The sequence below is a fragment of the Commensalibacter communis genome (assembly GCF_947179015.1).
Lineage (GTDB): Bacteria > Pseudomonadota > Alphaproteobacteria > Acetobacterales > Acetobacteraceae > Commensalibacter > Commensalibacter communis.
This window is the reverse complement of record NZ_CAMXCM010000005.1, coordinates 55,380-78,050: the sequence shown is the minus strand read 5'-3', so window position 1 is coordinate 78,050 and position 22,671 is coordinate 55,380. Positions and strand designations below refer to the sequence as shown.

22 protein-coding genes are annotated in these 22,671 nt (G+C 39.3%); 6 read left to right on the top strand and 16 right to left on the bottom strand.

Annotation, left to right across the window (positions count from 1 at the left end; translation table 11 throughout):
* Positions 1-53: 53 nt before the first annotated feature.
* From PQG54_RS09080 to PQG54_RS09065, 4 genes are read right to left on the bottom strand one after another with little or no spacing between them, the layout of a single operon-like run.
* Entirely contained in the window at positions 54-587 is a 534-nt protein-coding gene (locus PQG54_RS09080; protein WP_271790336.1) for a DUF2155 domain-containing protein, read from the bottom strand.
* Positions 584-790 (bottom strand): hypothetical protein, encoded by a 207-nt coding sequence (locus PQG54_RS09075; RefSeq protein WP_271790335.1) that lies wholly within the window; start codon positions 788-790, stop codon positions 584-586. The genes PQG54_RS09080 and PQG54_RS09075 overlap by 4 nt, the downstream gene beginning before the upstream one ends.
* Positions 791-801: 11 nt before the next feature.
* Entirely contained in the window at positions 802-1,326 is a 525-nt protein-coding gene (mlaD, locus tag PQG54_RS09070; protein WP_271790334.1) for an outer membrane lipid asymmetry maintenance protein MlaD, read from the bottom strand.
* Between the two features lie 16 nt (positions 1,327-1,342).
* Complete coding sequence (locus PQG54_RS09065; protein WP_271790333.1) at positions 1,343-1,711, bottom strand: NADH-ubiquinone oxidoreductase subunit NDUFA12 family protein; 369 nt, start codon at positions 1,709-1,711, stop codon at positions 1,343-1,345.
* 394 nt (positions 1,712-2,105) lie between these two features.
* On the opposite strand from PQG54_RS09065, the gene PQG54_RS09060 reads away from it, so the two are divergent.
* The gene (locus PQG54_RS09060; RefSeq protein ID WP_271790332.1) at positions 2,106-3,653 is read left to right on the top strand and encodes a TSCPD domain-containing protein; all 1,548 of its coding nucleotides are present in this window, start codon (positions 2,106-2,108) and stop codon (positions 3,651-3,653) included.
* An 11-nt stretch (positions 3,654-3,664) separates the two neighbouring features.
* Entirely contained in the window at positions 3,665-4,126 is a 462-nt protein-coding gene (locus PQG54_RS09055) for a RidA family protein (RefSeq protein ID WP_271790331.1), read from the top strand.
* A gap of 76 nt (positions 4,127-4,202) precedes the next feature.
* Here the strand turns inward: PQG54_RS09055 and PQG54_RS09050 are convergent, their stop codons facing one another.
* From PQG54_RS09050 to gap, 8 genes are all read right to left on the bottom strand, one after another.
* Complete coding sequence (locus PQG54_RS09050) at positions 4,203-5,519, bottom strand: APC family permease (RefSeq protein ID WP_271790330.1); 1,317 nt, start codon at positions 5,517-5,519, stop codon at positions 4,203-4,205.
* A 49-nt stretch (positions 5,520-5,568) separates the two neighbouring features.
* Positions 5,569-6,390, bottom strand: a complete 822-nt coding sequence (locus PQG54_RS09045; RefSeq protein ID WP_271790329.1) for a carbon-nitrogen hydrolase family protein — start codon at positions 6,388-6,390, stop codon at positions 5,569-5,571.
* Positions 6,391-6,531: 141 nt separating this feature from the next.
* Positions 6,532-7,002, bottom strand: a complete 471-nt coding sequence (locus PQG54_RS09040) for a hypothetical protein (RefSeq protein ID WP_271790328.1) — start codon at positions 7,000-7,002, stop codon at positions 6,532-6,534.
* The gene (locus PQG54_RS09035; RefSeq protein WP_271790327.1) at positions 6,999-7,445 is read right to left on the bottom strand and encodes a MarR family winged helix-turn-helix transcriptional regulator; all 447 of its coding nucleotides are present in this window, start codon (positions 7,443-7,445) and stop codon (positions 6,999-7,001) included. The genes PQG54_RS09040 and PQG54_RS09035 overlap by 4 nt, the downstream gene beginning before the upstream one ends.
* Before the next feature lie 63 nt (positions 7,446-7,508).
* Complete coding sequence (locus tag PQG54_RS09030) at positions 7,509-8,339, bottom strand: GIY-YIG nuclease family protein (RefSeq protein WP_271790326.1); 831 nt, start codon at positions 8,337-8,339, stop codon at positions 7,509-7,511.
* A gap of 128 nt (positions 8,340-8,467) precedes the next feature.
* A complete protein-coding gene (locus tag PQG54_RS09025; RefSeq protein ID WP_271790325.1) occupies positions 8,468-10,780 on the bottom strand; it encodes a nitric-oxide reductase large subunit in 2,313 nt (770 codons plus the stop codon).
* A 170-nt stretch (positions 10,781-10,950) separates the two neighbouring features.
* The gene (locus PQG54_RS09020) at positions 10,951-12,180 is read right to left on the bottom strand and encodes a phosphoglycerate kinase (RefSeq protein WP_271790324.1); all 1,230 of its coding nucleotides are present in this window, start codon (positions 12,178-12,180) and stop codon (positions 10,951-10,953) included.
* A 2-nt stretch (positions 12,181-12,182) separates the two neighbouring features.
* A complete protein-coding gene (gene gap, locus PQG54_RS09015) occupies positions 12,183-13,202 on the bottom strand; it encodes a type I glyceraldehyde-3-phosphate dehydrogenase (RefSeq protein ID WP_271790323.1) in 1,020 nt (339 codons plus the stop codon).
* A 489-nt stretch (positions 13,203-13,691) separates the two neighbouring features.
* Between gap and PQG54_RS09010 the strand changes: the two genes are divergently transcribed.
* Together PQG54_RS09010 and hemA are read left to right on the top strand one after the other, a co-directional pair.
* A complete protein-coding gene (locus tag PQG54_RS09010) occupies positions 13,692-14,141 on the top strand; it encodes a hypothetical protein (protein WP_271790322.1) in 450 nt (149 codons plus the stop codon).
* Positions 14,142-14,223: 82 nt separating this feature from the next.
* Positions 14,224-15,441, top strand: a complete 1,218-nt coding sequence (gene hemA, locus PQG54_RS09005; RefSeq protein WP_271790321.1) for a 5-aminolevulinate synthase — start codon at positions 14,224-14,226, stop codon at positions 15,439-15,441.
* Between the two features lie 64 nt (positions 15,442-15,505).
* Here hemA and PQG54_RS09000 read toward each other — a convergent pair whose 3' ends face one another.
* Complete coding sequence (locus tag PQG54_RS09000) at positions 15,506-16,297, bottom strand: DsbA family protein (protein ID WP_271790320.1); 792 nt, start codon at positions 16,295-16,297, stop codon at positions 15,506-15,508.
* Positions 16,298-16,470: 173 nt separating this feature from the next.
* On the opposite strand from PQG54_RS09000, the gene PQG54_RS08995 reads away from it, so the two are divergent.
* Positions 16,471-17,997 carry a gamma-glutamyltransferase gene (locus PQG54_RS08995; RefSeq protein ID WP_271790319.1) on the top strand — a complete coding sequence of 509 codons (1,527 nt, stop codon included), beginning with the start codon at positions 16,471-16,473 and terminating at the stop codon, positions 17,995-17,997.
* 437 nt (positions 17,998-18,434) lie between these two features.
* Positions 18,435-19,475, top strand: coding sequence for a recombinase RecA (gene recA / locus PQG54_RS08990; protein WP_271790318.1), 1,041 nt, complete (start codon positions 18,435-18,437; stop codon positions 19,473-19,475).
* A gap of 91 nt (positions 19,476-19,566) precedes the next feature.
* Here recA and ftsY read toward each other — a convergent pair whose 3' ends face one another.
* Genes ftsY through dapF form a run of 3 tightly spaced genes read right to left on the bottom strand, consistent with a single transcriptional unit; the run spans position 19,567 to position 22,613 of the window.
* Positions 19,567-20,532 carry a signal recognition particle-docking protein FtsY gene (gene ftsY, locus PQG54_RS08985; RefSeq protein WP_271790317.1) on the bottom strand — a complete coding sequence of 322 codons (966 nt, stop codon included), beginning with the start codon at positions 20,530-20,532 and terminating at the stop codon, positions 19,567-19,569.
* Positions 20,533-21,792 (bottom strand): tRNA (N(6)-L-threonylcarbamoyladenosine(37)-C(2))-methylthiotransferase MtaB, encoded by a 1,260-nt coding sequence (mtaB, locus tag PQG54_RS08980; protein WP_271790316.1) that lies wholly within the window; start codon positions 21,790-21,792, stop codon positions 20,533-20,535.
* Entirely contained in the window at positions 21,789-22,613 is an 825-nt protein-coding gene (dapF, locus tag PQG54_RS08975; protein ID WP_271790315.1) for a diaminopimelate epimerase, read from the bottom strand. The genes mtaB and dapF overlap by 4 nt, the downstream gene beginning before the upstream one ends.
* Positions 22,614-22,671: the final 58 nt, after the last annotated feature.

Below are 22,671 nucleotides of genomic sequence, written 5' to 3'. Positions count from 1 at the left end.
AACCGTTATACATAAAAGCTTAATGCTTTATTTATTATATATTCTGTATAATCTTAATGCTGAGATTGAATAGAACGTTCCAAAGATTGCTCTATATCATTTGGCGCATTTTGCCCCGTTTGCCCTGTTGTCGAAGTTGATGATGGTTTTACGACGAGTGGTTTACTATCTATCTCACCAGCACATCCAGCAATACTGACATTATAAAGAGGATGCTCAAATACAGATACCCCGGGTTCTGCCACAAAAATCCACGCATTAAACGGATTCATAGGCAATTTGCTATCTTTGATAGTTACAAAAGCCGCACTATCTGGTGATAGATTCTCAGGTCTGACAACACACTTGCTAACGGAAATGGTTAATGTTTTATATTCTGCAGTTCCACCGACAGGAATAGTCAATGTCGTAACGCTAGATTCCAATTTATTCAACACACGAATTTTTGCTTTGGGTTGGCTATACCAAACATTTTCTGACACAGATTGTTTAGCATTATCAGATGAATTATCCGTAGGAGCCGCATTGGCACTTATCCCACTGATTGAAAATAAACACATCAATAAAACAACAGAACGCTTTTTCACACCATTGGACTCCGTAACTGATCCACTATTTGTTTTAATATATTCCGCATCGCCTGTTCATCGACCCCCATAATCATCGCATCCTCAAAAGAGTCCTGCATCATTTGCCGTAGTTCTGCATAATTTTCATTTAAAATTTTAATTTTTTCTTTACAGGCAACAGGCTCTTGATTCGATTGAACCCATATAGGATACTCGACCATTTGATAACTCCTTATTCTAATTTTGAAGAAGGAGCTGCCTCTCCTGTCGATTTATTATCTGATTTGGTTTTATTATCGGTGACAGAGAAAATAAATTTACTCAGCAATTCTTGCAGACTAATAGAGCCTTGAGTATGGCTTAAAAATTGTTCAGGTTTCAAAACCGCATCATCCCCACCAGGTGAGAGATCAATATATTTCCCACCCAACAAACTGTCACTGGTAATCACTGCCGCGGTATCGACAGGTAACCGAACATCAGGACGCACTGTAAAGGTAACCGTCGCTTTAAAGTCTTTAGGATTTACTTTTTCATGGGTCACTTGACCAATCGTAACCCCCGCCAGCTTAACATCTGATCCAACACTTAGTCCGTCGATATGTTCAAACGAAGCTTTTAAAGGGTATCCACTGTCTTTACTCTGCCCATGTCCAATAATGGCAAAAACAACACTGGTCAGGAATGCTGCAATAACAACAAACCCTGTAATGAGTTCAAAAACTTGTCGTGTGTTTTTTGAAGAAGTAACAACCATTATGACTAAACTTTACCTATTCTTCTGGAGACCAGCTTTCGTAATCGCCAGTTGCTTTTGCCCGTTTCCCGCCATCATAATCGCTGCCTTGTGGATGATATGCTTTGGCAGTACCTGTGGCATTAGCATGATATGATGCTTGCCATGGATGGCGTTTTGAAACAGGAACTGCTGCATCCGCACCATGGTGCAACCACACCCACCATTCAGGAGGAACCGCAGAGGGATCCTCGCCTTTTTTATAAATAACCCAACGCTCATGACGGAGCTCCCCACCGCCAAGGCGGTTTTGTTTACGAGATTCGTAATACGAACGCCCGTCCGCGTCCTTGCCAACCAAGCGTCCTTTAAACATCGTGTGAAGGCGTGTTCCAAATGTTGTCATGATCCTAGTTCAGTATATACATCTATTAATAACGATTATTTCAAATTCTTGTATAGAATTCTCTTAGGTAAAAATATACCCTTTTCATCAAAAAAGAGCAAAAAACTTTTTTAATTAAATTTTTAGTCAATCATTAACAATAAAACTTACTTATTATAAGGATAATTGATTTTAGCCTTATAATTAAGCGTTAAACCTTCGTTGTTAAGACCTAAAGTGCATCAATAACATCCTTGTCCTAATATTATTTTAGTATAATAAATTTTATCCACAATATCCACTATATCCATAGGGCTGTATAAATATTTACTCCATTATCCTGCTTATATTTCATATAAAAAGTGGTTAGACTTTATCTATTATGAAAGCACAACATCTTTGGAATGGCGTTAGGATGCGCAATCTGCAAACTGCGATTGACCCCGATGCACCTTTATATTCTATAACAATCCCAGAAGATTGGGAAAGCAACGCAGCAACGGCGATCCTTCAACTATGCCCCGAGCATCTGTTAGATGTATCCCCTATCAAAGCTCAGATTTTAACGGCAAATTGGTTATTGCCTCTTTGTGAGCAAACCGATCAATTCACCGTGCAAGATTGGGAAAAGATCCTATTACAAAGACAGGCTTGTCCGAATGCCAGCATTTGGAAACATGACACAAGCCAAAAATTAGGAATTACAATTAATCTGGCGGCTTTTGCTTCCGCTGAGACTGGGTTTGACGCCCAATCCTATCGGCATGTATTGCAAATAGCGGTTGAAACGCTGCGCGTTTTATATAGACAGCAAGCCAATTTCATTAATGGCGAACTACCCTTCTTAGAATTAACAGAGTCTGTGCATCCTAAAAATGACGATCAACAATTAGAGCTGCCCCCTCAACCGAGCGCTGGTATTCTTTACCTTTCTAATTTAGATGCGTGTTTGGCTCAACTTGGCTTTGACTATGACAGTAATGACGGCAGAGATATCGCCTGTTGCTTAACCTGTTTTGCTACTTTATTAGCCAATGCTGGATGTGGTGCTGACTTCTTACCTTTATCCCCTGATTGGAATGCGTTACCAGAGCTTGCTTCAACCGCCAAAGATATCTGGGCATTGGCTTCTGATGAGCCACAATCTCGCTTGGAACGAATTGATACCAGCTTTTCTTTACCTGGCAACTCAAGTGACCTGTTGCTGGGATCAGAAGCATGTGGATTGGCACCAATTTTTTCCCCTTTAAGAGAAGATGGTTTCTTAAATTTCAGTACATTAGCCAGATTGGCCCATAAAGGATTAACATTAGAATCAGCTTTGGCAGCCTCTCTTGCTGGGGAGCAAATTCTAGCCCCACCTTCTATGCAAGCCCATTATGCTATGCACCAAGCATTGGCAGGCTTTGTAACCCATATGCCTGCAAGACCGCATCAAATTACCTATCCTTTGTCAGCAAAAGCAATGCTGACCCGTGGAACGAAAGTGCCTCTTCCTCCACGTCGTAAGGGAATTACTCAAAAGGCAAGTATTGCTGGGCGTGGACTATTCCTACGCACAGGGGAATATGAAGATGGAACCCTTGGCGAAGTCTCTATTGCTGCAACAAAAGAAAGCGCAATGGTCAAAGGGTTATTAGAGAGCGTCAGCCAAGCTGTCAGTATTGGTTTGCAATATGGCGCCCCTTTGAAAGAATATGTGACGCAATTTGCCTATAGTCGATTTGGAATTGCTGGCACCGTAGAAGGCGATCCCAATGCTTTATATGCAACCTCCTTTCTTGATTATAGTTTCAGAGTGCTGTCAGACGTTTATTTAAATGAACCCCTTGCCGATGCGCCCAATAATTTACATGTTGGTGAGGATATGGTTCCTATGCTACCTTTGGAATTACCAGAGGATGATGAAACTCCTCCTTCTTCACCGCATCCTCGTAATCGCAAATTCAAATTGGTTAGTTAAAGGAAAGCATTATGCCAACCATACAAGAACGCCTAAAAGCATTAAAAATTATTCTGCCAACCCCTGCTGCACCCGTAGCAAATTACGTACCAACCGTGCAAACTGGAAATAGTTTAATCATTTCTGGTCAACTTCCTTTAGTCGATGGAAAATTGTTCGCAACAGGATTATTAGGCAAAGATGTTGATGTCGATGCTGGTGCCAAAGCAGCCCATTTTTGTATGATCAATATTCTTGCACAGGCTCAAGCGGCATTAGTGGATCTGGAAAAAATCAAAAGATTGGTTCGCCTTGGTGGCTTTGTTGCCAGTGTTCCAGAATTTACTCAACAAGCCGTTGTTATGAATGGTGCCTCTGACCTTGCTGTTGAAGTCCTTGGCGATGCTGGGCGTCATGCACGCTCTGCTTTTGGAGTGGCTTGTTTACCCATGAATGCGTGTGTCGAAGTCGAAGCATGGTTTGAATTAAAATAGTTTAAACTCTATTTTGACAATTTAAAAAGCCCTTTTATCATCACGATAAAGGGCTTTTTTATTGATAACAATCATATTAATCAAATTGCATTTCTGGTGGATCTTTTTTAAACATATCCGTTAAAAATGCTAGATAAATAATACCAAGACATAACCAGATTATACCCAACGTAAATGCGAGTTTATCCAGACTAATAAATAACCAAAAAGTCGTTCCTAACCCTATTATCGGAAAAATAAGATAAGAGAGAAATTGTAATCCAGAACGTTGTTTTTCTCTGACCCAAAAATGATTAATGACCGATAAATTAACAAATATAAACGCTAAAAACGCCCCAAAATTAATAAAAGACGCAGCGGTTAACACATCTATTTGAGTACCAATCAACGCAATCACACCACATAAAAGAATATTATTGGCAGGTGTTGAAAAACGATTATTTAATTTCCCAAAGAAATTCTTTGGAATGACGTTATCTTTCCCCATCGCATATAATAAACGTGACGCACTTGTTTGTGCAGAAACACCAGAAGCAAATTGCCCAACCACTAAACCGATCAGAAAGAATGAAACAAACACATCCCCACCAATTTTTTTTGCAATTTCCATCGCTGCGGAATCAATATGTTGAAACGCAAACGAAGGATGCGCCAATTGCACAAAATAAGAGGTAACAATGAAAAGAGCACTGCCTGCCAACGTCACCAAAATAATCGCTCTGGGGATTGTTTTTTGTGGGTCTTTTGTTTCATCAGCAAGTGTCGTAACCGCATCAAACCCAAGGAATGAATAACAAGCAACTGCCCCACCGGCCAAGATATAGGATAAATGTGCATGCTCATTCCAAAATGGTTTTAACGAAAATAAGGGCGTTGTGCCATCCGTTGTTACATAGTGAATGCTCAAAGCAACAAATGCCGCAATTATTAAAATTTGAATAATCATTAAGAGACTATTCACACTTTTCGCAAATTCTAATCCAATAACATTAATCACCGTTGTCACAACGATAAAAGCAATCAACCAAATGCTCAAAGAAATACTTGGAAACGCGTCATGCAAAAAAGAAGCCCCAATCAGCCAGATCACCATCGGGATAAAGAAATAATCTAGTAAAATAACCCAACCCGCTAAAAACCCTAGTTTATTACTGATTGATTTACGAACATAGGTATATGAAGACCCTGCAACGGGATAGGCTTTGGCCATATGGCTGTAACTTAATGCGGTGAAAAACATCGCAACAGCAGCGGCCAAATAAGCCATTGGAACATTGCCTTTGGTTTCATTGGCCAGCTCTCCAAATGTTCCCAAAACAATAATGGGGGCCATGTAAGCCACACCAAATAAGACCACCGCTGCTAATGAAAGAGTTCGTGTTAAATGAGGCACAAGTTCTTTTCCTAAAAAATATATCGTTTAAAAAGAAGTCCAAGAATAATTAGGAAATAATCCAGTCTGAATGCTTGGCATGATGTTGTTTTTTGTGACCCGTTATTTGCATTCTGCGTTCTTTTAAATAATTAAATTCAGTTTCAAATTGAGTCATATGTTTAGGGTCTATCGTCATTCTGATGTGACATTCCTCACGACCAGCCTCGCACAGCAAATGCCCCATGGGATTGACCATGCAACTACCACCGTGAAAAACTAAATCATCATTTCCATGACCTACACGATTAGTCATCACCGCAAACATATGATTCTCTTGCGCTCTGGCCATAATCGCTGTGCGGTGGGTTAACCCATAGGGGTCCATATTCCCATTGGTAACGATCAATAATTCTGTTCCTAGCTCTCCTAATGCACGGGCAGATTCAGGGTATTCAATATCAAAGCAAATCAAGAACCCAATTTTAATGCCTCGCCATTCAATGCAACTATACCGATCCCCGGCATCAAAAATACCATGATCCGTTAGCCATAAATGCGTTTTACGATAATAAGCAAGCAGACCATCCTCTGGGGTAATAAACACGGTAGTATTATAAAATTTACCCTCGTGTTCCTCTGCCATGCCAATCGCAGTGGCGACATTCTTTTCTTTGCAAAGTGTTTGTAATGTTTGAACATGAGAACCGCTCAAAGATTGTGATATTGCTTTTAAATTCTCGTTGGTTGGAAAACCACTTAAATAAGTTTCAGGAAACACCAATAAATCGGTTGAAGCTGCACAATTCATTATGGCATGACATGCTTTGCCTAAATTATACTCAGGATCTCCGTCCTTACATTCTAATTGGACTAATTCAATTTCTATCATCTTAATCTTACTATTTTACTATAATTACAAAATATATAATTTTATAATAACAAACTATCTTTCTATAATAAGAATAAAATATAATATTTCAAAAGTAATATTAATGTGTAGCGTATGCAACATACTATATGATGGAAAAAATCAGATATATTTTGAGGTTTTGACTTGTTTATTTTTAACTAATTGTAGCCCTGCCTTTACGTTCAATATCAACAAGGCAATATTAATGCCACCTACTATCAATTCAATTATTTGTATAAATACAAAAACAAGATCAAATTGTTCATGAATTGCAAGATACCGCAAATAAAAAGCACAAGGAATTAAAATCACCAAGCCATTAAATACAATAAAAGGCATTCGTGTTTTCTTCTTTTGCAGAATAGGTGTTTGCGACTTCCCCGCCAATTTAAATCCTGTTCCCCCCACGATCATCAGTGCAGGAATAAGCAAAATGAAGCCATAAGGAATGCAAGATTTAACATTTTTTATATAGTCAACATTACCCATCAACTCTGTTATCACTGTTGAAAACCAAAAGATCAGCAACATCAATAAAGCAATGGCTCCAGCAATCCGATGTGAGAAGGATAACAGAGATTTTTTGGTCATTTCATCGCCTCACTTTTGGTTATCATCTGTGTTAACACATTGACAGTACTATCAATATCATGAGGGTTTAGATCTTGAAAAATAGTCGTAGCCATTTTATCCCATTCTATATTAATGGCATCAAAGGCTTCCTCGCCTAAGTTTGTCAGCTGAAACAGAGATGATTTTTTATGAGCTGGATTATGGAGCTGTTGGATATATTCCAGCTTCAACAGCTCATCAATGGTTCGTTGCACTGCTTGACGGGTTAACCCCATCAATCGAGCAATATGTGGCACCGTTAATGCTGTATTTTCCAACCGTATTGCGCCCAACACTTTCCATTTAGAGGTCGTCAATCCATGCTCAGCTGCCAACTGATCGCCGATCAAGCTGATATCGTGATAGGCTCTGAAAAGTCCAATAATAATTTTATTTTGTTGAGATATAGTTTGCATTGTCATAATGACAACAATTTAACAATATGACAATATATTGTCAATATATTGTCATATTGTTAAATTCAATTAATTTGAGTTTAAACCATAAACTCGACTTCCTAATTTTTCTTTATACAAATTTTCATATCTACATACTTCTTTACTACTCATCCCTTTTGGTAATATGAGTAAAATAGAAAAAGTAAAATTTAAATGCTGATTTTCATTTTGTTCACAAATAGTCTTTAACTGCTTGTTACCACCATGTTTTGTATAAACATAATCCGTCCATCGTTTCCACAAACCACCTTTATTACCATAAGCAGAGCCAATATATTGTTTGCCATTAGAATTATCACAAATTAAATACACAGCACTAATACTCGATAAAGCATAAAACCAATCTTTATTTGCGTCTTGGTTTTGAACCAACCGTTCTAACTGAGCAAAAGATAAGATAATATTATCGTAACCTGGAAAATTACCAATATAGCCAGGAGGATAAACCTCTATCAGTTGTTTTTTATTATGTTCATTAAGATATTGATGCCACCTTAATGTAGCTTTTCCCCATTCAACAACAACTCTGAATTTTAAATCTTGAAAGATTTTAACTTCTTCAAGTTCATAGAAAAAACTATTGCTCGGCGTTAGCGTGACTTGCCCGACTTTGAAAACGCTCCAAAATAAAGCTTTAGTCCCATCTAAACCTACAAAAGAAATAATATAATCTATATTCTTAAAAACCGCATTTGGTTGATCCTCTTGATAGGCAAAAAGTGATTTCTCATCAATATAATTCTGAGTTACCTTTCTATACTGCTCCCGTGAATCTTTATGTCTAACATATTTAATTTTATAATTATGTTTAAAAAAATCTGGATCATAAGCTGATATTAAATAACAAATATCAAGCATTATAAATTACTCCATTGAATTACTTTGAACTTTATATATATACATATCAATAATCAACATTATACATACCATAAAAAAACCCTAGAATTAATCATCTAGGGTTTTTCATACATAATTTAAAAAATAAATTAATGATTTCTCACAAAGAAGGGTTTTAACTTTACCAGAAAATCAAATACCATCATCAATGCCCCACACGCAAAGAGAATATCACCAAACATTCTCATCCATTGCCAAAGAGTTTTAGTGTCATAGAATGAAAGGCTTCTTGCGAAATTCAAACCATGTTCGTAAACAGCATTTAATTGTGGCCAGCCCACTGGGAAAAATGTTAACCAAGTCCATAAAACAAGGGCAATATTAAATAAAAATAATGCAATATATCCCCATCTCTCTATAAACGGATATTTATTTCCAGCGGCATAACGTAGACAGAAATAAATCATGCCCAAGCCTAATAATCCAAAAGCACCAAACATTGCAGTATGTGCGTGATTAAGCGTCAAAGACGTTCCGTGTTCATAATAATTAGCAAGAGGAGCATTAAGAACCCCGCCCCCAAAAATACCAGCGCCAACAAAATTCCATACTGCTGCGGCAATAATAAACATATAAGCAAGCTTATATTGAAATTCATTATGTTGATTAATAATACGATATTGATCGACAGATTCGATAACTAGCAATACTAAAGGCAACACTTCGATAAAAGAAAACATACTTCCCATTGGGATCCAAATAGAAGGTTCACCCGCCCAATACATATGATGCCCCGTTCCAATAACACCACCAAGAAAGATTAAAATTAACTCAAAATAAACCGTTCTTTCAGCTAATTGACGGGAAACCAAACCAATACCCATCAGCAAGTAAGCAGTCACGCAAGCAGCAAAGAATTCAAAAGATTCTTCAACCCATAAATGCACAACCCACCAACGCCAAAAATCATCCATCGTATAGGATTTTCCAACTTCAAACATCGGAATCATGCCACATACGTATAATAAGGCAATATTTACAGTAGAAATCCAAAATAAATGTTCAAGGCGAATTTTACCGACAAAAAATGACCTCCGTGCCTCCTGCCAAATATGTTTATTTGGCCAAAATGCACGAAAAACAAGATAGCTCCATAATAAAAGCGCGCCAAAGAAAGCATATTGCCAACCCCGACCAAGTTCTAAATAAGAATTCCCTTGGTTTCCTAACCAGAACCATAATTTAGGCATATATCCCATAAGGCTGAAATAATTACCAACAACGATACCAGCAATTACGACGACGGAAGCATAAAATAGAATATCGACCAGCACCCCTTGAAATTTTGCTTCTTTACCACTGACAATTGGACCAAGAAATAATCCCGCTCCTATCCACGAAAAAGCAATCCAAACAATGGGTGTTTGCAAATGAATACTGCGTAGAAAATTAAAAGGTAAATATTCCCCGATCGGAAAGCCATAAAAGTCAGCACGCTCTGAATAATAATGGGCCATTAATCCGCCCATTAAAATTTGTATTAAGAAAATACAACCTACAAATATAAAATATTTTCCAATTTTTCTTTGACTAGGGGTTAAGCTGTTAAATCCTGAAATAACTTGATCCATGGCTCCTTTGTCTTCACCAGATAACCAAAGTTTATTAATTAAAATAACAAACCCAAATCCTGCAAAAGCAAAGCAAATTCCAATCCATGTCCATATGAAAGTAGCAGAAGTCGGTGTATTTCCAACAATTGGCTCATAAGGCCAATTTTGTGTCCACGAAATCGTGCTGTTTGGACGATGCCCAACAGAGGTTAATGCTGTGTAAATAATAAAATCAGACGTATTCTTTGCACCAACTGCATCCAAAGATCTGGCGCGGGAATATCCTGCCTTTGGATCATCTTTGAGTAATTGTTGAGACAATTGCTCTCTTACAGCGGCGATTGCTTTGGCAAAAGGAGGTGCAACTTTTACATCTTGCTGAGTTAAATCAACGCCATGCAACATAAATTGCATTTGTTTTTGAATACGAAACTGTTGATCCTCTGGCAGCTTTTCATAAGAATTATTAAATTGTTCCTGCGCTAGATAATTCTGAGTAGCATTAGCAAGCTCAACCAAAGCTAATGCGGTATAATCAGGACCAAACATTGACCCCATACCATATAAGCTACCATAATCAATCAAATCTGCTCTTTGAAATCCTTGTTTTCCAAGATATATATCATCTTGGGTGATTATAGTATGATTGTCTAGAGAGCTGATCTTTTGAGGAATAGGCGGAGCATGATCGTAAGTATAACCCGTAGCCCATCCCATTAAAATAAAACAGCATAAAGCTGTAAATAATAATATCCATTTCAAGACTCGGTTAACGGGATTATTGTTTAACCGTTCGAGATCTTCTGATGTCAGATGGCTAATGACACCATTTTTTGCATAGTGCTTCATTTGTTTTCTTGAATTAAAATAAATTAAACATGTATTATAAATACACTTTTAAATTATCATAATTTTTATAAAAACAAAGCTCTTTCTTTAAAGAGAAATCAATTATTTATGTAGTATTGTAATTTAATCAATAAAAAAGGATTGAATAATTTCAACCCTTTTTAAATATTCTATAAAGGAAAGCTTTCTCTTGCTAATGTTGTCAAAGCAACAATGCCAGGAAGAGCCTTGCCCTCAAGCCACTCTAAGAATGCTCCACCAGCGGTGGAAACATAAGACATATCGTCGATCACACCTGCATGTTTTAAAGCAGAAACTGTATCTCCACCACCAGCAACACTTTCCAACTTGCCAGCTTTGGTTAATTTCGCAGCTTCTTGAGCCACAGCGTTGGTTGCTTTGTCAAATGGTGTAAATTCAAATGCACCCAACGGACCATTCCAAACCAATGTTTTTAGTTCAGCAAGTGCTTTATTCAATAACTCAACCGTTTTAGGACCAACATCCAAAATCATTTGGTCATCAGGCACTGCGTTCACATCGACGGTACGAGTCGCTGGGTCATTTTTCAATTCAGCTGCAACAACAACATCCACAGGAAGAAGGATTTTACATCCTTTTTCTTCCGCTTTTGCCATAATATCACGTGCTGTATCGTGCATTTCAGCTTCTTGCAATGATTTACCAACCTTAACGCCCTGAGCCGCAAGGAAAGTATTTGCCATTGCCCCACCGATGACCAACACGTCAACTTTAGCAATCATATTGGATAAAAGGTCAAGTTTTGTAGAAATCTTAGAACCACCAACGATCGCACCGACTGGACGTTTTGGATTTTCCAATGCACGGCTAAGCGCATTGAGTTCATTTTCCATCAAACGACCCGCAAAAGAAGGAAGATATCTTGTAACGCCTTCTGTTGAAGCATGTGCACGATGAGCCGCAGAGAACGCATCATCAACATAATAATCTGCTAATGAGGCCAAATCTTGCGATAAAGTTGGGTCATTCTTTTCTTCGCCCGCGTGAAAACGAGTATTTTCAAGTAAGAGAACATCGCCATCTTTCATTGCACCCACAGCTTTTTCGGCATCTGGGCCAATGCAATTATCCGCAAAAGCAACTGGTAATTTTAGAATAGATGCCAATGCTTCACCAACTGGACGCAAAGACATTTCTGGAACCACTTTCCCTTTAGGACGGGCAAAGTGACTACATACAATAATTTTAGCACCTTTTTTCACAAGTTCTTGGATCGTTGGTGCTAGACGCTCTAATCTTGTCGTATCAGAAATTTTGCCATCATGGACGGGGACGTTCAAATCCCCGCGCAATAAGACTTTTTTACCTTTACAATCGGCAAGATCATCAAGCGTTTTAAATGCTTTTTGATCAACCATGATTATTTGCTTCCTAACAATACTGCTGTATCTGACATACGGGTTGAGAAACCCCATTCATTATCGTACCAACCAGCAACACGGATCATTTTACCACCTTCGATAAACCCTGTTTGAGTTGCATCAAAGGTTGAAGAAACGAATGTATGGTTGAAATCAGAGCTTACCAATGGTTCGTCATTATACGCAAGAATACCTTTTAATTCACCTTCAGCAGCTTTTTTGAAATATGCATTTAATTCTTCGATTGATCCAGGAATTTTGCTTGGGACGAATTCTAATGCAACATAGGAAACATTAGGGGTTGGAACGCGAATAGCAATCCCGTCTAGTTTTCCTTTTAATTCAGGAATAACCAAAGCTACAGCTTTTGCTGCACCTGTTGTTGTTGGGATAATATTTTGAGCAGCAGCACGTGCACGATGTAAATCTTTGTGCAATGTATCGACTGTACGTTGATCACCTGTATAAGAGTGAATGGTAATCATGCTACCAAATTCGATACCAACGGTGTCTTGTAATACTTTAGCAATCGGAGCAAGGCAGTTGGTCGTACAAGAAGCATTAGAAATCACAGTCATATCGCCTGTAATCACATGTTGGTTCACACCATACACAATTGTTGCATCAACTTCTTTACCTGGTGCAGAAATCAATACTTTACGCGCACCTGCCTTTAAAAGCTCACCCGCTGCAGCTTTGCTTGTAAATAAACCTGTACATTCCATCGCAACGTCCACACCTTGTAGGGGAAGTTTGCTTGGATCTCTTTCTGCAGTGATTTTAATCGGACCAAAAGTTTTACCTGCATGCTTGATGGTCATTGTGTTATTTTCAACCGTAATATCTGCAGGAAGACGACCATGAACGGTATCATATTTTAATAGATGTGCGTTTGCTTCTGCACTGCCGAGATCATTAATTAATACAACCTCTACGTCCGTACGGCCTTTTTCAATAATACTGCGTAGTACTAAACGACCAATACGACCAAAACCGTTAATTGCAACTTTAATAGCCATGATTATAAAATCTCCTTAAGATATATAAGTTACTTAGAACTTAAAAACATGTTCCGTAAATTTATCAAGCTTTCAATATCATACTCAAATTTTGAAAATCCGTCACAATTTTTTAATGAACTAAAGGTTAAAAATTGATATTTTTTTATCATTTGAAAATTCTTGATTTTCTAGAAATAAATTAATCTGAGAGCCTTATTGTAAACTTGTCAATAATTTTTTGATTGAAATCGAAAATTATAAAGCAGAGCCATAGTTACACGTTTTTTTTACAAATAGAAGATTGTATTAAATTTTATAATTTCTTATGATGGTAAATCTGTGTGTAATTTATGCTGGCATTGATAAATTATTTTTAATTTCATGTTTATTTTGCAGGCAATCTTCTGTTTAATATGATAAAAGCAAAACTCTAAGTGCATAACTTAACTAAGCTCCTCTTTTTATAAAGCACTCTTCAGTCAAGATCGTTTGTAAATAGTATAAAACATGACCAGATATTCTCAATTCATTCTCAGCACCAGTTGTCTTTTGATGCTGGGTGCTTGTCAACTTATTGACCAAAGAACCTTTAACCCAAGTGCGGGACGCAAACCTATTCCATATGTTCCACCCGCACCCCCTGCGCCACCGCCGCCAGCACCGCCGATTGAAATTGTGCAAGGCACACCTTCTGAACAATGGGCCAAACCTTTAACCAGCTTGGTCAAAGATGCTCTCCAAAGAAAATCAGATGCAATGTTTATTGTCACGATTTTAACCCCAATTTCTCAGAGCCCAGATACACAACAAGAACAAATGCAACAAACAATCCAAGAGAATGCTGCAGATATTGCCAAGGCCATCGTTAAAGCAGGGGCAAAACCAGAGCAAATCCATATGGTTGCAAAAGCAGAGGGTTCCGTTCAAAAAAATGTGGTTCAAGTAACCATTCAATAATATACTATTGAATAGTAAAGAGCTTTACATTGTTATGCACGTTGGAAAAAAGACTTTATTATCTTTATAGGAGTAAGCTTCAGTGACAGAGCATGCGAGACCAGCGCATCCTTTTTACGCATATTGTCAGACCGCATTACAAGAAATCGAAGAGCAAGGACGTTATCGCCGATTTACCTCGTTAAGCAGACGATCCTCGCAATATCCTGTATACGATCAAGGAAACATCAAACAATCTGAAAAACCAGTAACGGTATGGTCGTCCAATGACTATTTAGGAATGGGTGTCGAACCCGAAGTCATGAATGCAGCCATCTCTGCGATCCAAGAATATGGTGCGGGTTCTGGCGGAACCCGTAATATTGCAGGGACACATCCTTTGCATGTAGCTTTAGAAGCTGAATTAGCTGATTTACATGGAAAAGAAGCTGGCTTATTATTCGTGTCTGGCTATGTTTCGAACCATGCCAGCCTGCAAACGATCTTGACCAGCATGTCTGGCGACTGGATAACGTTTTCTGATCAGCAAAACCATGCCTCTATGATTGCTGGAATCAAAGGCGCTAAAAATTCGCAATGTATTATTTTTAAACATAATGATTTAACCGATTTAGAAGAAAAACTTGCCTCAGCACCCGCATCTGCACCTAAATTGATCGCATTTGAAAGCGTTTACTCAATGGATGGGGATATTGCTGATATTGGCGCAATTTGTGCATTAGCACGCAAATATAATGCACTGACCTACCTTGATGAAGTTCATGCGGTTGGATTATACGGCAACCAAGGTGGTGGTATTTCTGAACGAGATCAAGTCGCAGATCAAGTCGATATAATCGAAGGCACCTTAGCCAAAGGATTTGGCGTTCATGGTGGATATGTGACTGCGAAAAAAGAAATTATTGAATATTTAAGGTTGGCTGCTTCTGGCTTTATTTTTACCACTGCACTGCCCCCATCGATTGTTGCCCCAGCCCTGGCCAGCATCAAGCTGGTTCGCCAACAGCATTGGCGGCGCGAGAAATTATTTGAACGCGTTCATACGTTTCAAAAGAAACTAAAAGCTGCTGGTATTCCCTTTATACAAACAGAAAGCCATATTGTGCCCGTCATGATTGGGGATGCTGAACGCTGTAAAGAAATCAGCAGACGCTTGTTGGACGAATATGCTTTGTATGCAACCCCGATTAACTATCCGACCGTTCCAAAAGGAACAGAAAGGTTACGGTTAACGCCTAATCCATTTCATACTGATACCATGATGAATGATATGGTTAACGCATTAAAAGCACTGTTATAAAATAAAAAAAGCGCCTATACTCTTTCGAGTTAGTCGCTTTTTTTAACTCAACCCTATCAAGTAATTAATTACTTTCAGCAGGTGCAGCAGATTTATCTTTCAAAATCGTCTTTAACGTATCATAGCTGACCGCACCAGGAATGATCTTAGACGCATTAATCACCAATGCTGGCGTTCCATCAATGCCCAAGTCACGCAATAATTTAACATTGTCTTCCAATGCTTGCGTTACAGAGGCTGCTTTCATGTCTTGGACTAAGCGATCACCATCAAGCTTTTGTTGTTTAGCAATCGTTTTAATAGTGTCTTCAGTAATTTCTTCTTTTGAATCCATGATTGCTTTCATCATCAAAACATACCCATTTTGACGCGCAGCAGCAGCAATGGCTCTTGATTGAAGCTCACTATCTTTTCCAAGAATAGGAACCACTTTAAAGATAATTTTTACATTTTTGTCATCTTTTGCCAATTGAATCAGCTCAGGAAGCACTTTTTTACAGTAAGGACAACGTGGATCAAAAAATTCTACGATCGTATTTTTAGCATTTGGATTGCCGATAATTCCGTCGGTTGGTAACACATTGTTCAGAACATTCTTCTTATCAGCAAGTGTTTTCGTTGCAGATTCTGCTTTTTGTTGTATTCTGGCTTTCTGAGCAGAAACGACGGCATCTTCTAATATAGTAGGATCTTTTTTTAACGCATCACGAACAATAGAAACGATTTCTTTGCGTTGCTCTGGACTAAAGCTATTCGCATTTTGCGCATGAGCAGAAAGCGACGTAAAAGCTACACCCGATAATAAAGTAAGGGATAGTGGCAAGTAAAAATAGCGCTTTAACGGCGACAATATCATTAAAAATCTCCTAGAATGGGTCAGTAAATTTATTTTAAGTTATATAACATTATACAGGATTATCATTGTTATGTTATAAAAAAAAACTTATCAATAGAATTGGTATTCTATTTACTATTTATGGTAAATTTTAAACCTGATTTTTATCTGGTTATTCATCGGAGAGCAACCGCGTGTCTAAGCGTCATCATACCTTGTATAGTCATTCTTTTTTTAAAGCTTGCACCTTTTTAAAACAGCCTGTTCATTCCTTTCAAACCAGCAATAATTGGTTAAAAAAAACAGGAACGATTGCCTTATGCTCGATCATGGCTTTGTCTGTCACTGCCTGTGGTGGTGGCACGGGGCATAAGCCTTTAAAAAACAAAGCCATGCAAGATCGAGTCACTGGATATGTCGGCAGCATCGCTGCGGATGAACCCCAAGCAGCAATGGTTGCTCGAGATGTTTTGATCAGAGGTGGAAATGCTGCTGATGCAGCCGCTGCACTAGGGTTTGCACTGACTGTAACCCTTCCTTCTCGTGCGTCTTTAGGCGGTGGTGGTGCATGTGTTGCATATCGTCCAGAACAACCTGCTCAATCTTTCCTTTTCCTTCCTCAACCAGGGGCGATCAAAGGAAATGCCGACCGACCCGCTGCAATCCCAATGATGGCACGTGGATTATATTTACTGCAAGCCAGCAATGGTAAAGCTGATATTAACGATATTTTACAAGTAACCAGTAATTTAGCTGCCAATGGCGTTACTGTGTCCGATATTTTTGCAAGTGATTTAGCCTCTGTTCAAGGGCCTTTATTCCAAGACCCAGCCATGCAAAAATTATTTAGTCGCAGAGATGGTGCAACTTTACAAGCGGGTGACATGCTATATCAACCTCGTTTGAAAATTATTTACGATCGCTTAACTACGGCTGGAATTTCTGATTTATATATTGGTTCTTTGGCACATAGTTATATTCTCGGTGCACAAAATGCTGGTGGTGGATTAAGTGGCACTGATTTCCGAAATGCCTTACCTGCCACAGCTCCTGCTTTATCCCTTGCGCTTCCAAACAAAGAAACACTTTACCTCGTCGCCCCACCTGCTGACGGTGGTCTGGGTATGGGCATGGCATGGAAAGTGCAAAGCAACGCTTTGACCACTTCTCAAGGAACGGTTGCCTCTTGGCGTGCCAATAATCCAGTCTCTTTCAGTAAGAAAGATATCTTAGCACAAGAAGAAAAAGCACAAGCGTTGCTGAATGAAGGTCAAGCTGGGAATGGAACATTGCCATCACTTCCTGCATCTACCTCCTTTACCGTGGTGGACAGAAATGGCGAAGCAGTTTCTTGTGCCTTGACCATGAATAACTTGTTTGGAACAGGTCGTATTGCAGGGACAACAGGCATTGTCATGGCTGCTTCTCCGAATGCTGCTCCTCAACCATTATTAACTGCAGCCATTGCCACTTATAAAAATCGCTTCCTTGCTGCAATGAGTGCATCTGGGCAAAATGATGCCGCTGCCGCTGGAGCAGAAGCCTTAAATAACTTACTCAGTTCAGGCAAAAATACAGAAAACTCTGCGATCGCACATCCAAATACACCACAAGGACGCGTGAATGCTGTGTATTGTCAAGATGGATTACCAGGAAATACCAACAAATGCCGTGCTTATACGGATCCTCAAGGTGCAGGATTGGCGTTGAGTAAACGATAAATAGTTTATAATTTTATGCTCTTTGAGAATGTCACTTTCTGCAAAAATGAAAGTGGCATTTTTTATAGTTATAATGTTGAAATATTCTAGTTTAACCTGATTTTCTAAACTTATTTAAGAGTTATATTTTTTAAAACTTTAGCAAATTCTGCATCGTTAAATTATTGCATTCAGCATATTGATACCTATATATAATCAGATATTAAACGACTATTATTATTACACTTTGGTGTATTATTAATGAGACATGTAAATCCCTTTGTTTTATATTTTTGCAAAATATCAAAAAGAAATCTTCTCTATTTCTTAAATAGTGAATTAAGACTATACTCTATTCAAAATATATCGTGAAATATCCAACGCTCACGGTCTTAAAATCTCTTTTCTTTGAGTAAGATATAATCGTCAACGTTAATAACAAAAGAGCATTGAATTAAATGGATAAAAATAAAGCATTAGATGGCGCTTTGGCACAAATTGAACGTGCTTTTGGTAAAGGTTCCATTATGAAAATGGGTGAGAAACCATCTATTCAAGTGGAAACCATTTCAACTGGATCTATTGGACTAGATATCGGATTAGGAATTGGTGGGGTTCCCAGAGGGCGAGTTGTCGAAATTTATGGCCCAGAAAGCTCTGGTAAAACAACCATGGCCTTACACATCATTGCCGAAGCTCAAAAAATGGGTGGAACATGCGCGTTTATCGATGCGGAACATGCTCTAGACCCTGTTTACGCTCGCAAATTAGGTGTCGATATTGATAATTTATTAATCTCTCAACCTGATGCTGGTGAACAAGCCCTAGAAATCGTCGATACATTGGTGCGCTCTGGTGCTGTTGACGTTCTGGTCGTTGATAGCGTTGCGGCCTTGGTTCCTCGTGCAGAATTAGAAGGCGATATGGGCGACAGTCACGTTGGACTACATGCCCGTTTAATGAGCCAAGCGCTTAGAAAACTGACAGGATCTGTTTCTCGTTCTAATACTTGTTTGGTGTTTTTGAACCAAATTCGTCAAAAAATTGGCGTTATGTTTGGGTCTCCTGAAACAACAACAGGTGGTAATGCCCTTAAATTCTATGCCTCTGTGCGTATGGATATTAGACGTATTGGTCAGGTCAAAGATAAAGAAGAAATCTCTGGCAACCAAACCCGCGTTAAAGTGGTTAAGAACAAAATGGCTCCTCCTTTCCGTCAAGTTGAATTCGATATTATGTATGGCGAAGGCATCAGTAAAACAGGCGAGCTGATTGACCTTGGGGTGAAAGCTGGAATTGTTGAGAAAGCTGGCTCTTGGTTCTCTTGTGATGGACAACGGATCGGGCAAGGACGTGAAAATGTCAAACAATTCCTGCGTGATAACCCAGAGATGGCACAAAGTATCGAGCAGCGCATTCGTGAAAAGTCTGGGATTGTCAACGATGCATTGATGACCGATGATAGTGAAGAACCATCAGGTGACCTATTAGATGAATAATTCTGCTTGGATCTAAAACAGCATCATTTATTATCATAAAAAAAGCCGATCATTGGATCGGCTTTTTTGATATCAGCATTGATTGTTTATATTACTCTTCTTTTTCTTCAACAACTTCAGTCGTTGAAACTTCTACATTCGTATTGCCAACTAACCCTGCTGCAAATTCTTCAGCCGAGAAATCACGCAAATCTTCCGCTTTTTCACCAACACCCACAGCATGGATAGGCAACTGAAATTGTTGAGCCAAGGCAATCACAATCCCACCTCGTGCAGTGCCATCCAATTTTGTAATCACTAATCCAGACACATCGACCATTTCTTTGAAAATACGAACTTGTTCAATCGCATTTTGACCTGTGGTAGCATCAAGCACCAACAAAACGGAATGAGGAGCCGTTTCATCAAACTTGCGCATCACACGAATGATTTTTGCCAACTCTTCCATCAACGCACTTTTATTGTGCAAACGACCCGCAGTATCAATAAATAATATATCTGCACCTTCATTCTTGGCACGCTTTAATGCTTCAAACGCCAATCCCGCTGCATCTGCACCAGGCTTGCCAGAAATCACAGGGGCACCGACACGATCACCCCAAATCTGTAATTGCTCAACTGCAGCAGCGCGGAACGTATCTCCCGCAACCATCATTGTCTTTAGCCCTTGATCGCCAAAATATTTAGCCATTTTGCCGATTGTTGTTGTTTTGCCCGTACCATTTACCCCAACCATTAAAACGACATGAGGTTTTAACTCTGGATTAGGTTCAAAAGGAACGGTGACTGGTTGGAGAACCTTGGCAATTTCTTTGGCCAGCGCGTCTTTGATTTCTTTATCCGTAACCTCTGATCCAAAACGGGTTTTACGAAATGTCTCAATCACATTTTCCGCAACTTCTGGACCGAAATCAGCGGCGATCAGAACTTCTTCTAATTGTACTAAGGATTCTTCGTCCAATCGACGCTTTGTAAACACCGAAGTCAGGTTCGTGCCTAACTTTTGTGTTGAACGAGATAGACCTTCTTTTAACCGTGAAAAAAACCCGAGTGCCATTTATCTTCTTTCCACCACTATACCATCAGAATTACCCGCAATTACACGGGCAGAAATTATTTCACCGGGGGTTGCGAGTTCCCCTTGCAAAGTCGCAAATGCAAATTGTTCGGAATGCCCATGATCTGGGGTTTCCATTAAAATATGAACGTCTCGACCCATCAAAGATTCATGAAATTGTTTTGATGAATGAACCCCTAATTCTCTTAATTTTGCAGCTCTTTCTTTACGTACCGCCACTGCGACCGCAGGCATTTGTGCTGCGGGTGTGTCTTTGCGCTCGCTGTAGGGGAACACGTGTAAATAAGGAAAGGCTTGTTCTTTCAAGAAGTCATAGGTTTCTTGAAAATACACATCATCTTCGGTTGGGAAACCTGCAATAATATCGACACTTAAGCCAATATCGGGGCGAATAGAGCGTAATTTTTGCACCAATTGATCCACATCCGCCGTTAAATGACGACGCTTCATACGTTTTAAAATCATATCGGAGCCTGCTTGCACAGAAAGATGCAAATGAGGCATTAAGCGAGGCTCTGTCGCCAAGAGTTCCCATAATGTCTCGTCAAAACCAATCGGATCTATTGACGATAGACGTAAACGTTGTAACTCTGGCACGGCTTTTAAAACAGCCTTACATAAATCCCCCAAAGCCAGCCGATCGTCTTTGTTACTTTTCCAAGAGGCAATATCAACCCCTGTTAACACTACTTCTTTGTAATCCCGTTCCACCAATGCTCTGGCTTGATCGATTACGCCCTCAATCGTTACAGAGCGAGACGGCCCACGACCAAAAGGGATCACACAGAATGTACAACGATGATCACATCCTTGTTGGACTTGCACGAACGCTCTGGTGCGACCCGTGAATTCTGTTACAACTTGAGCCGCCGTTTGCTTGACAGACATAATATCAGAAACTTGATTTCCAGAAGCAATTGCTTCGTTCGTCCAATTTTCTGCCTGTAATTTATCTTCATTCCCCAAGACCTGAACCACACCAGGAAGTTCCGACCATTTTTGAGGATTTAATTGTGCGGCACATCCCGTGACGACAATTCGCTTTTGATCGTCTTTGCGATTCAAACGTCGAATGGCTTGTCGTGCTTGTCGTTCTGCCTCGGCAGTCACCGCACAAGTATTCACAACAACAACATCCCCCAGCCCGTCTGCGTATTGCCCCATTACTTCACTCTCGTAACGGTTTAAACGACAGCCAAAGGTCAGAATTTGAGGTTTTTGCGGTGTCTTATCGCTCATAAAGGATAATTATCCAAATCAAATTGACCTGTGAAGGAGAAATGAACTGCGCCAGTCATTAACACATTGTTGGTTTCTTCGTCCCACTCAATGATTAAATTACCGCCATCCATTTTGACTTCACAATAACGATCCGCAAATCCACGACGAACCGCATTCACCACAGACGCGCACGCACCAGAGCCACAAGCCAAGGTCAATCCAGCCCCACGTTCCCAAACACGCACACGCATGCTTTGACGATCCAGCATTTGCACGAACCCAATATTGGCACCTTCTGCAAATAAAGGATCTTTTTCCAACATTTTGCCAGAAAAAACAGGATCAACTGTCGATAAATCTTCTACAAAGAATGTCGCATGAGGATTCCCCATAGACACGGCTGCTGGATCCCCTGACAAAGGCAGATTCAATGTATCCACGTCACGAGACAATGGAATATCTTGCCATTTCATTCTGGGTTGTCCCATATTGACTTTCATCGTATGGTTATCAATTACCTCTACTGGCAGTAATCCTGCATTGGTTTGCAAGGTAAATTCTTTACGTTGATATTTATGATGCAGCCAACCAGCAACGCAACGTGATCCATTACCACATGCGCCAGCTTCATCACCGCCCTCGTTAAAAAACCGGACATAAATATCAGCGTTGCTGTCCTTTGGTTTAGAAAGAATGATTAATTGATCACAACCAATCCCATAACGACGATCGCATAAAGTTTTGATTCGACGTTCATTCAATTCGATATTATTAACAGAATTATCGATAATGACAAAATCATTGCCAATACCGTGCATTTTATAAAAAGGAATGTTCATTATTCTTCTAAATACAGTTATAGACTATAAATTCAATTTACCAACAAATTATAAAAAG

Coding starts and splice junctions, on each gene's coding strand:
- dapF (WP_271790315.1), bottom strand. CDS start 22,613: ATGAACATTCCTTTTTATAAAATGCACGGTATTGGCAATGATTTTGTC.
- PQG54_RS09060 (WP_271790332.1), top strand. CDS start 2,106: ATGCGCAATCTGCAAACTGCGATTGACCCCGATGCACCTTTATATTCT.
- PQG54_RS09010 (WP_271790322.1), top strand. CDS start 13,692: ATGACCAGATATTCTCAATTCATTCTCAGCACCAGTTGTCTTTTGATG.
- PQG54_RS09045 (WP_271790329.1), bottom strand. CDS start 6,390: ATGATAGAAATTGAATTAGTCCAATTAGAATGTAAGGACGGAGATCCT.
- PQG54_RS09030 (WP_271790326.1), bottom strand. CDS start 8,339: ATGCTTGATATTTGTTATTTAATATCAGCTTATGATCCAGATTTTTTT.
- PQG54_RS09035 (WP_271790327.1), bottom strand. CDS start 7,445: ATGACAATGCAAACTATATCTCAACAAAATAAAATTATTATTGGACTT.
- PQG54_RS09055 (WP_271790331.1), top strand. CDS start 3,665: ATGCCAACCATACAAGAACGCCTAAAAGCATTAAAAATTATTCTGCCA.
- PQG54_RS09020 (WP_271790324.1), bottom strand. CDS start 12,180: ATGGTTGATCAAAAAGCATTTAAAACGCTTGATGATCTTGCCGATTGT.
- gap (WP_271790323.1), bottom strand. CDS start 13,202: ATGGCTATTAAAGTTGCAATTAACGGTTTTGGTCGTATTGGTCGTTTA.
- PQG54_RS09040 (WP_271790328.1), bottom strand. CDS start 7,002: ATGACCAAAAAATCTCTGTTATCCTTCTCACATCGGATTGCTGGAGCC.
- mlaD (WP_271790334.1), bottom strand. CDS start 1,326: ATGGTTGTTACTTCTTCAAAAAACACACGACAAGTTTTTGAACTCATT.
- PQG54_RS09025 (WP_271790325.1), bottom strand. CDS start 10,780: ATGAAGCACTATGCAAAAAATGGTGTCATTAGCCATCTGACATCAGAA.
- PQG54_RS09000 (WP_271790320.1), bottom strand. CDS start 16,297: ATGATATTGTCGCCGTTAAAGCGCTATTTTTACTTGCCACTATCCCTT.
- recA (WP_271790318.1), top strand. CDS start 18,435: ATGGATAAAAATAAAGCATTAGATGGCGCTTTGGCACAAATTGAACGT.
- PQG54_RS09075 (WP_271790335.1), bottom strand. CDS start 790: ATGGTCGAGTATCCTATATGGGTTCAATCGAATCAAGAGCCTGTTGCC.
- mtaB (WP_271790316.1), bottom strand. CDS start 21,792: ATGAGCGATAAGACACCGCAAAAACCTCAAATTCTGACCTTTGGCTGT.
- PQG54_RS09065 (WP_271790333.1), bottom strand. CDS start 1,711: ATGACAACATTTGGAACACGCCTTCACACGATGTTTAAAGGACGCTTG.
- ftsY (WP_271790317.1), bottom strand. CDS start 20,532: ATGGCACTCGGGTTTTTTTCACGGTTAAAAGAAGGTCTATCTCGTTCA.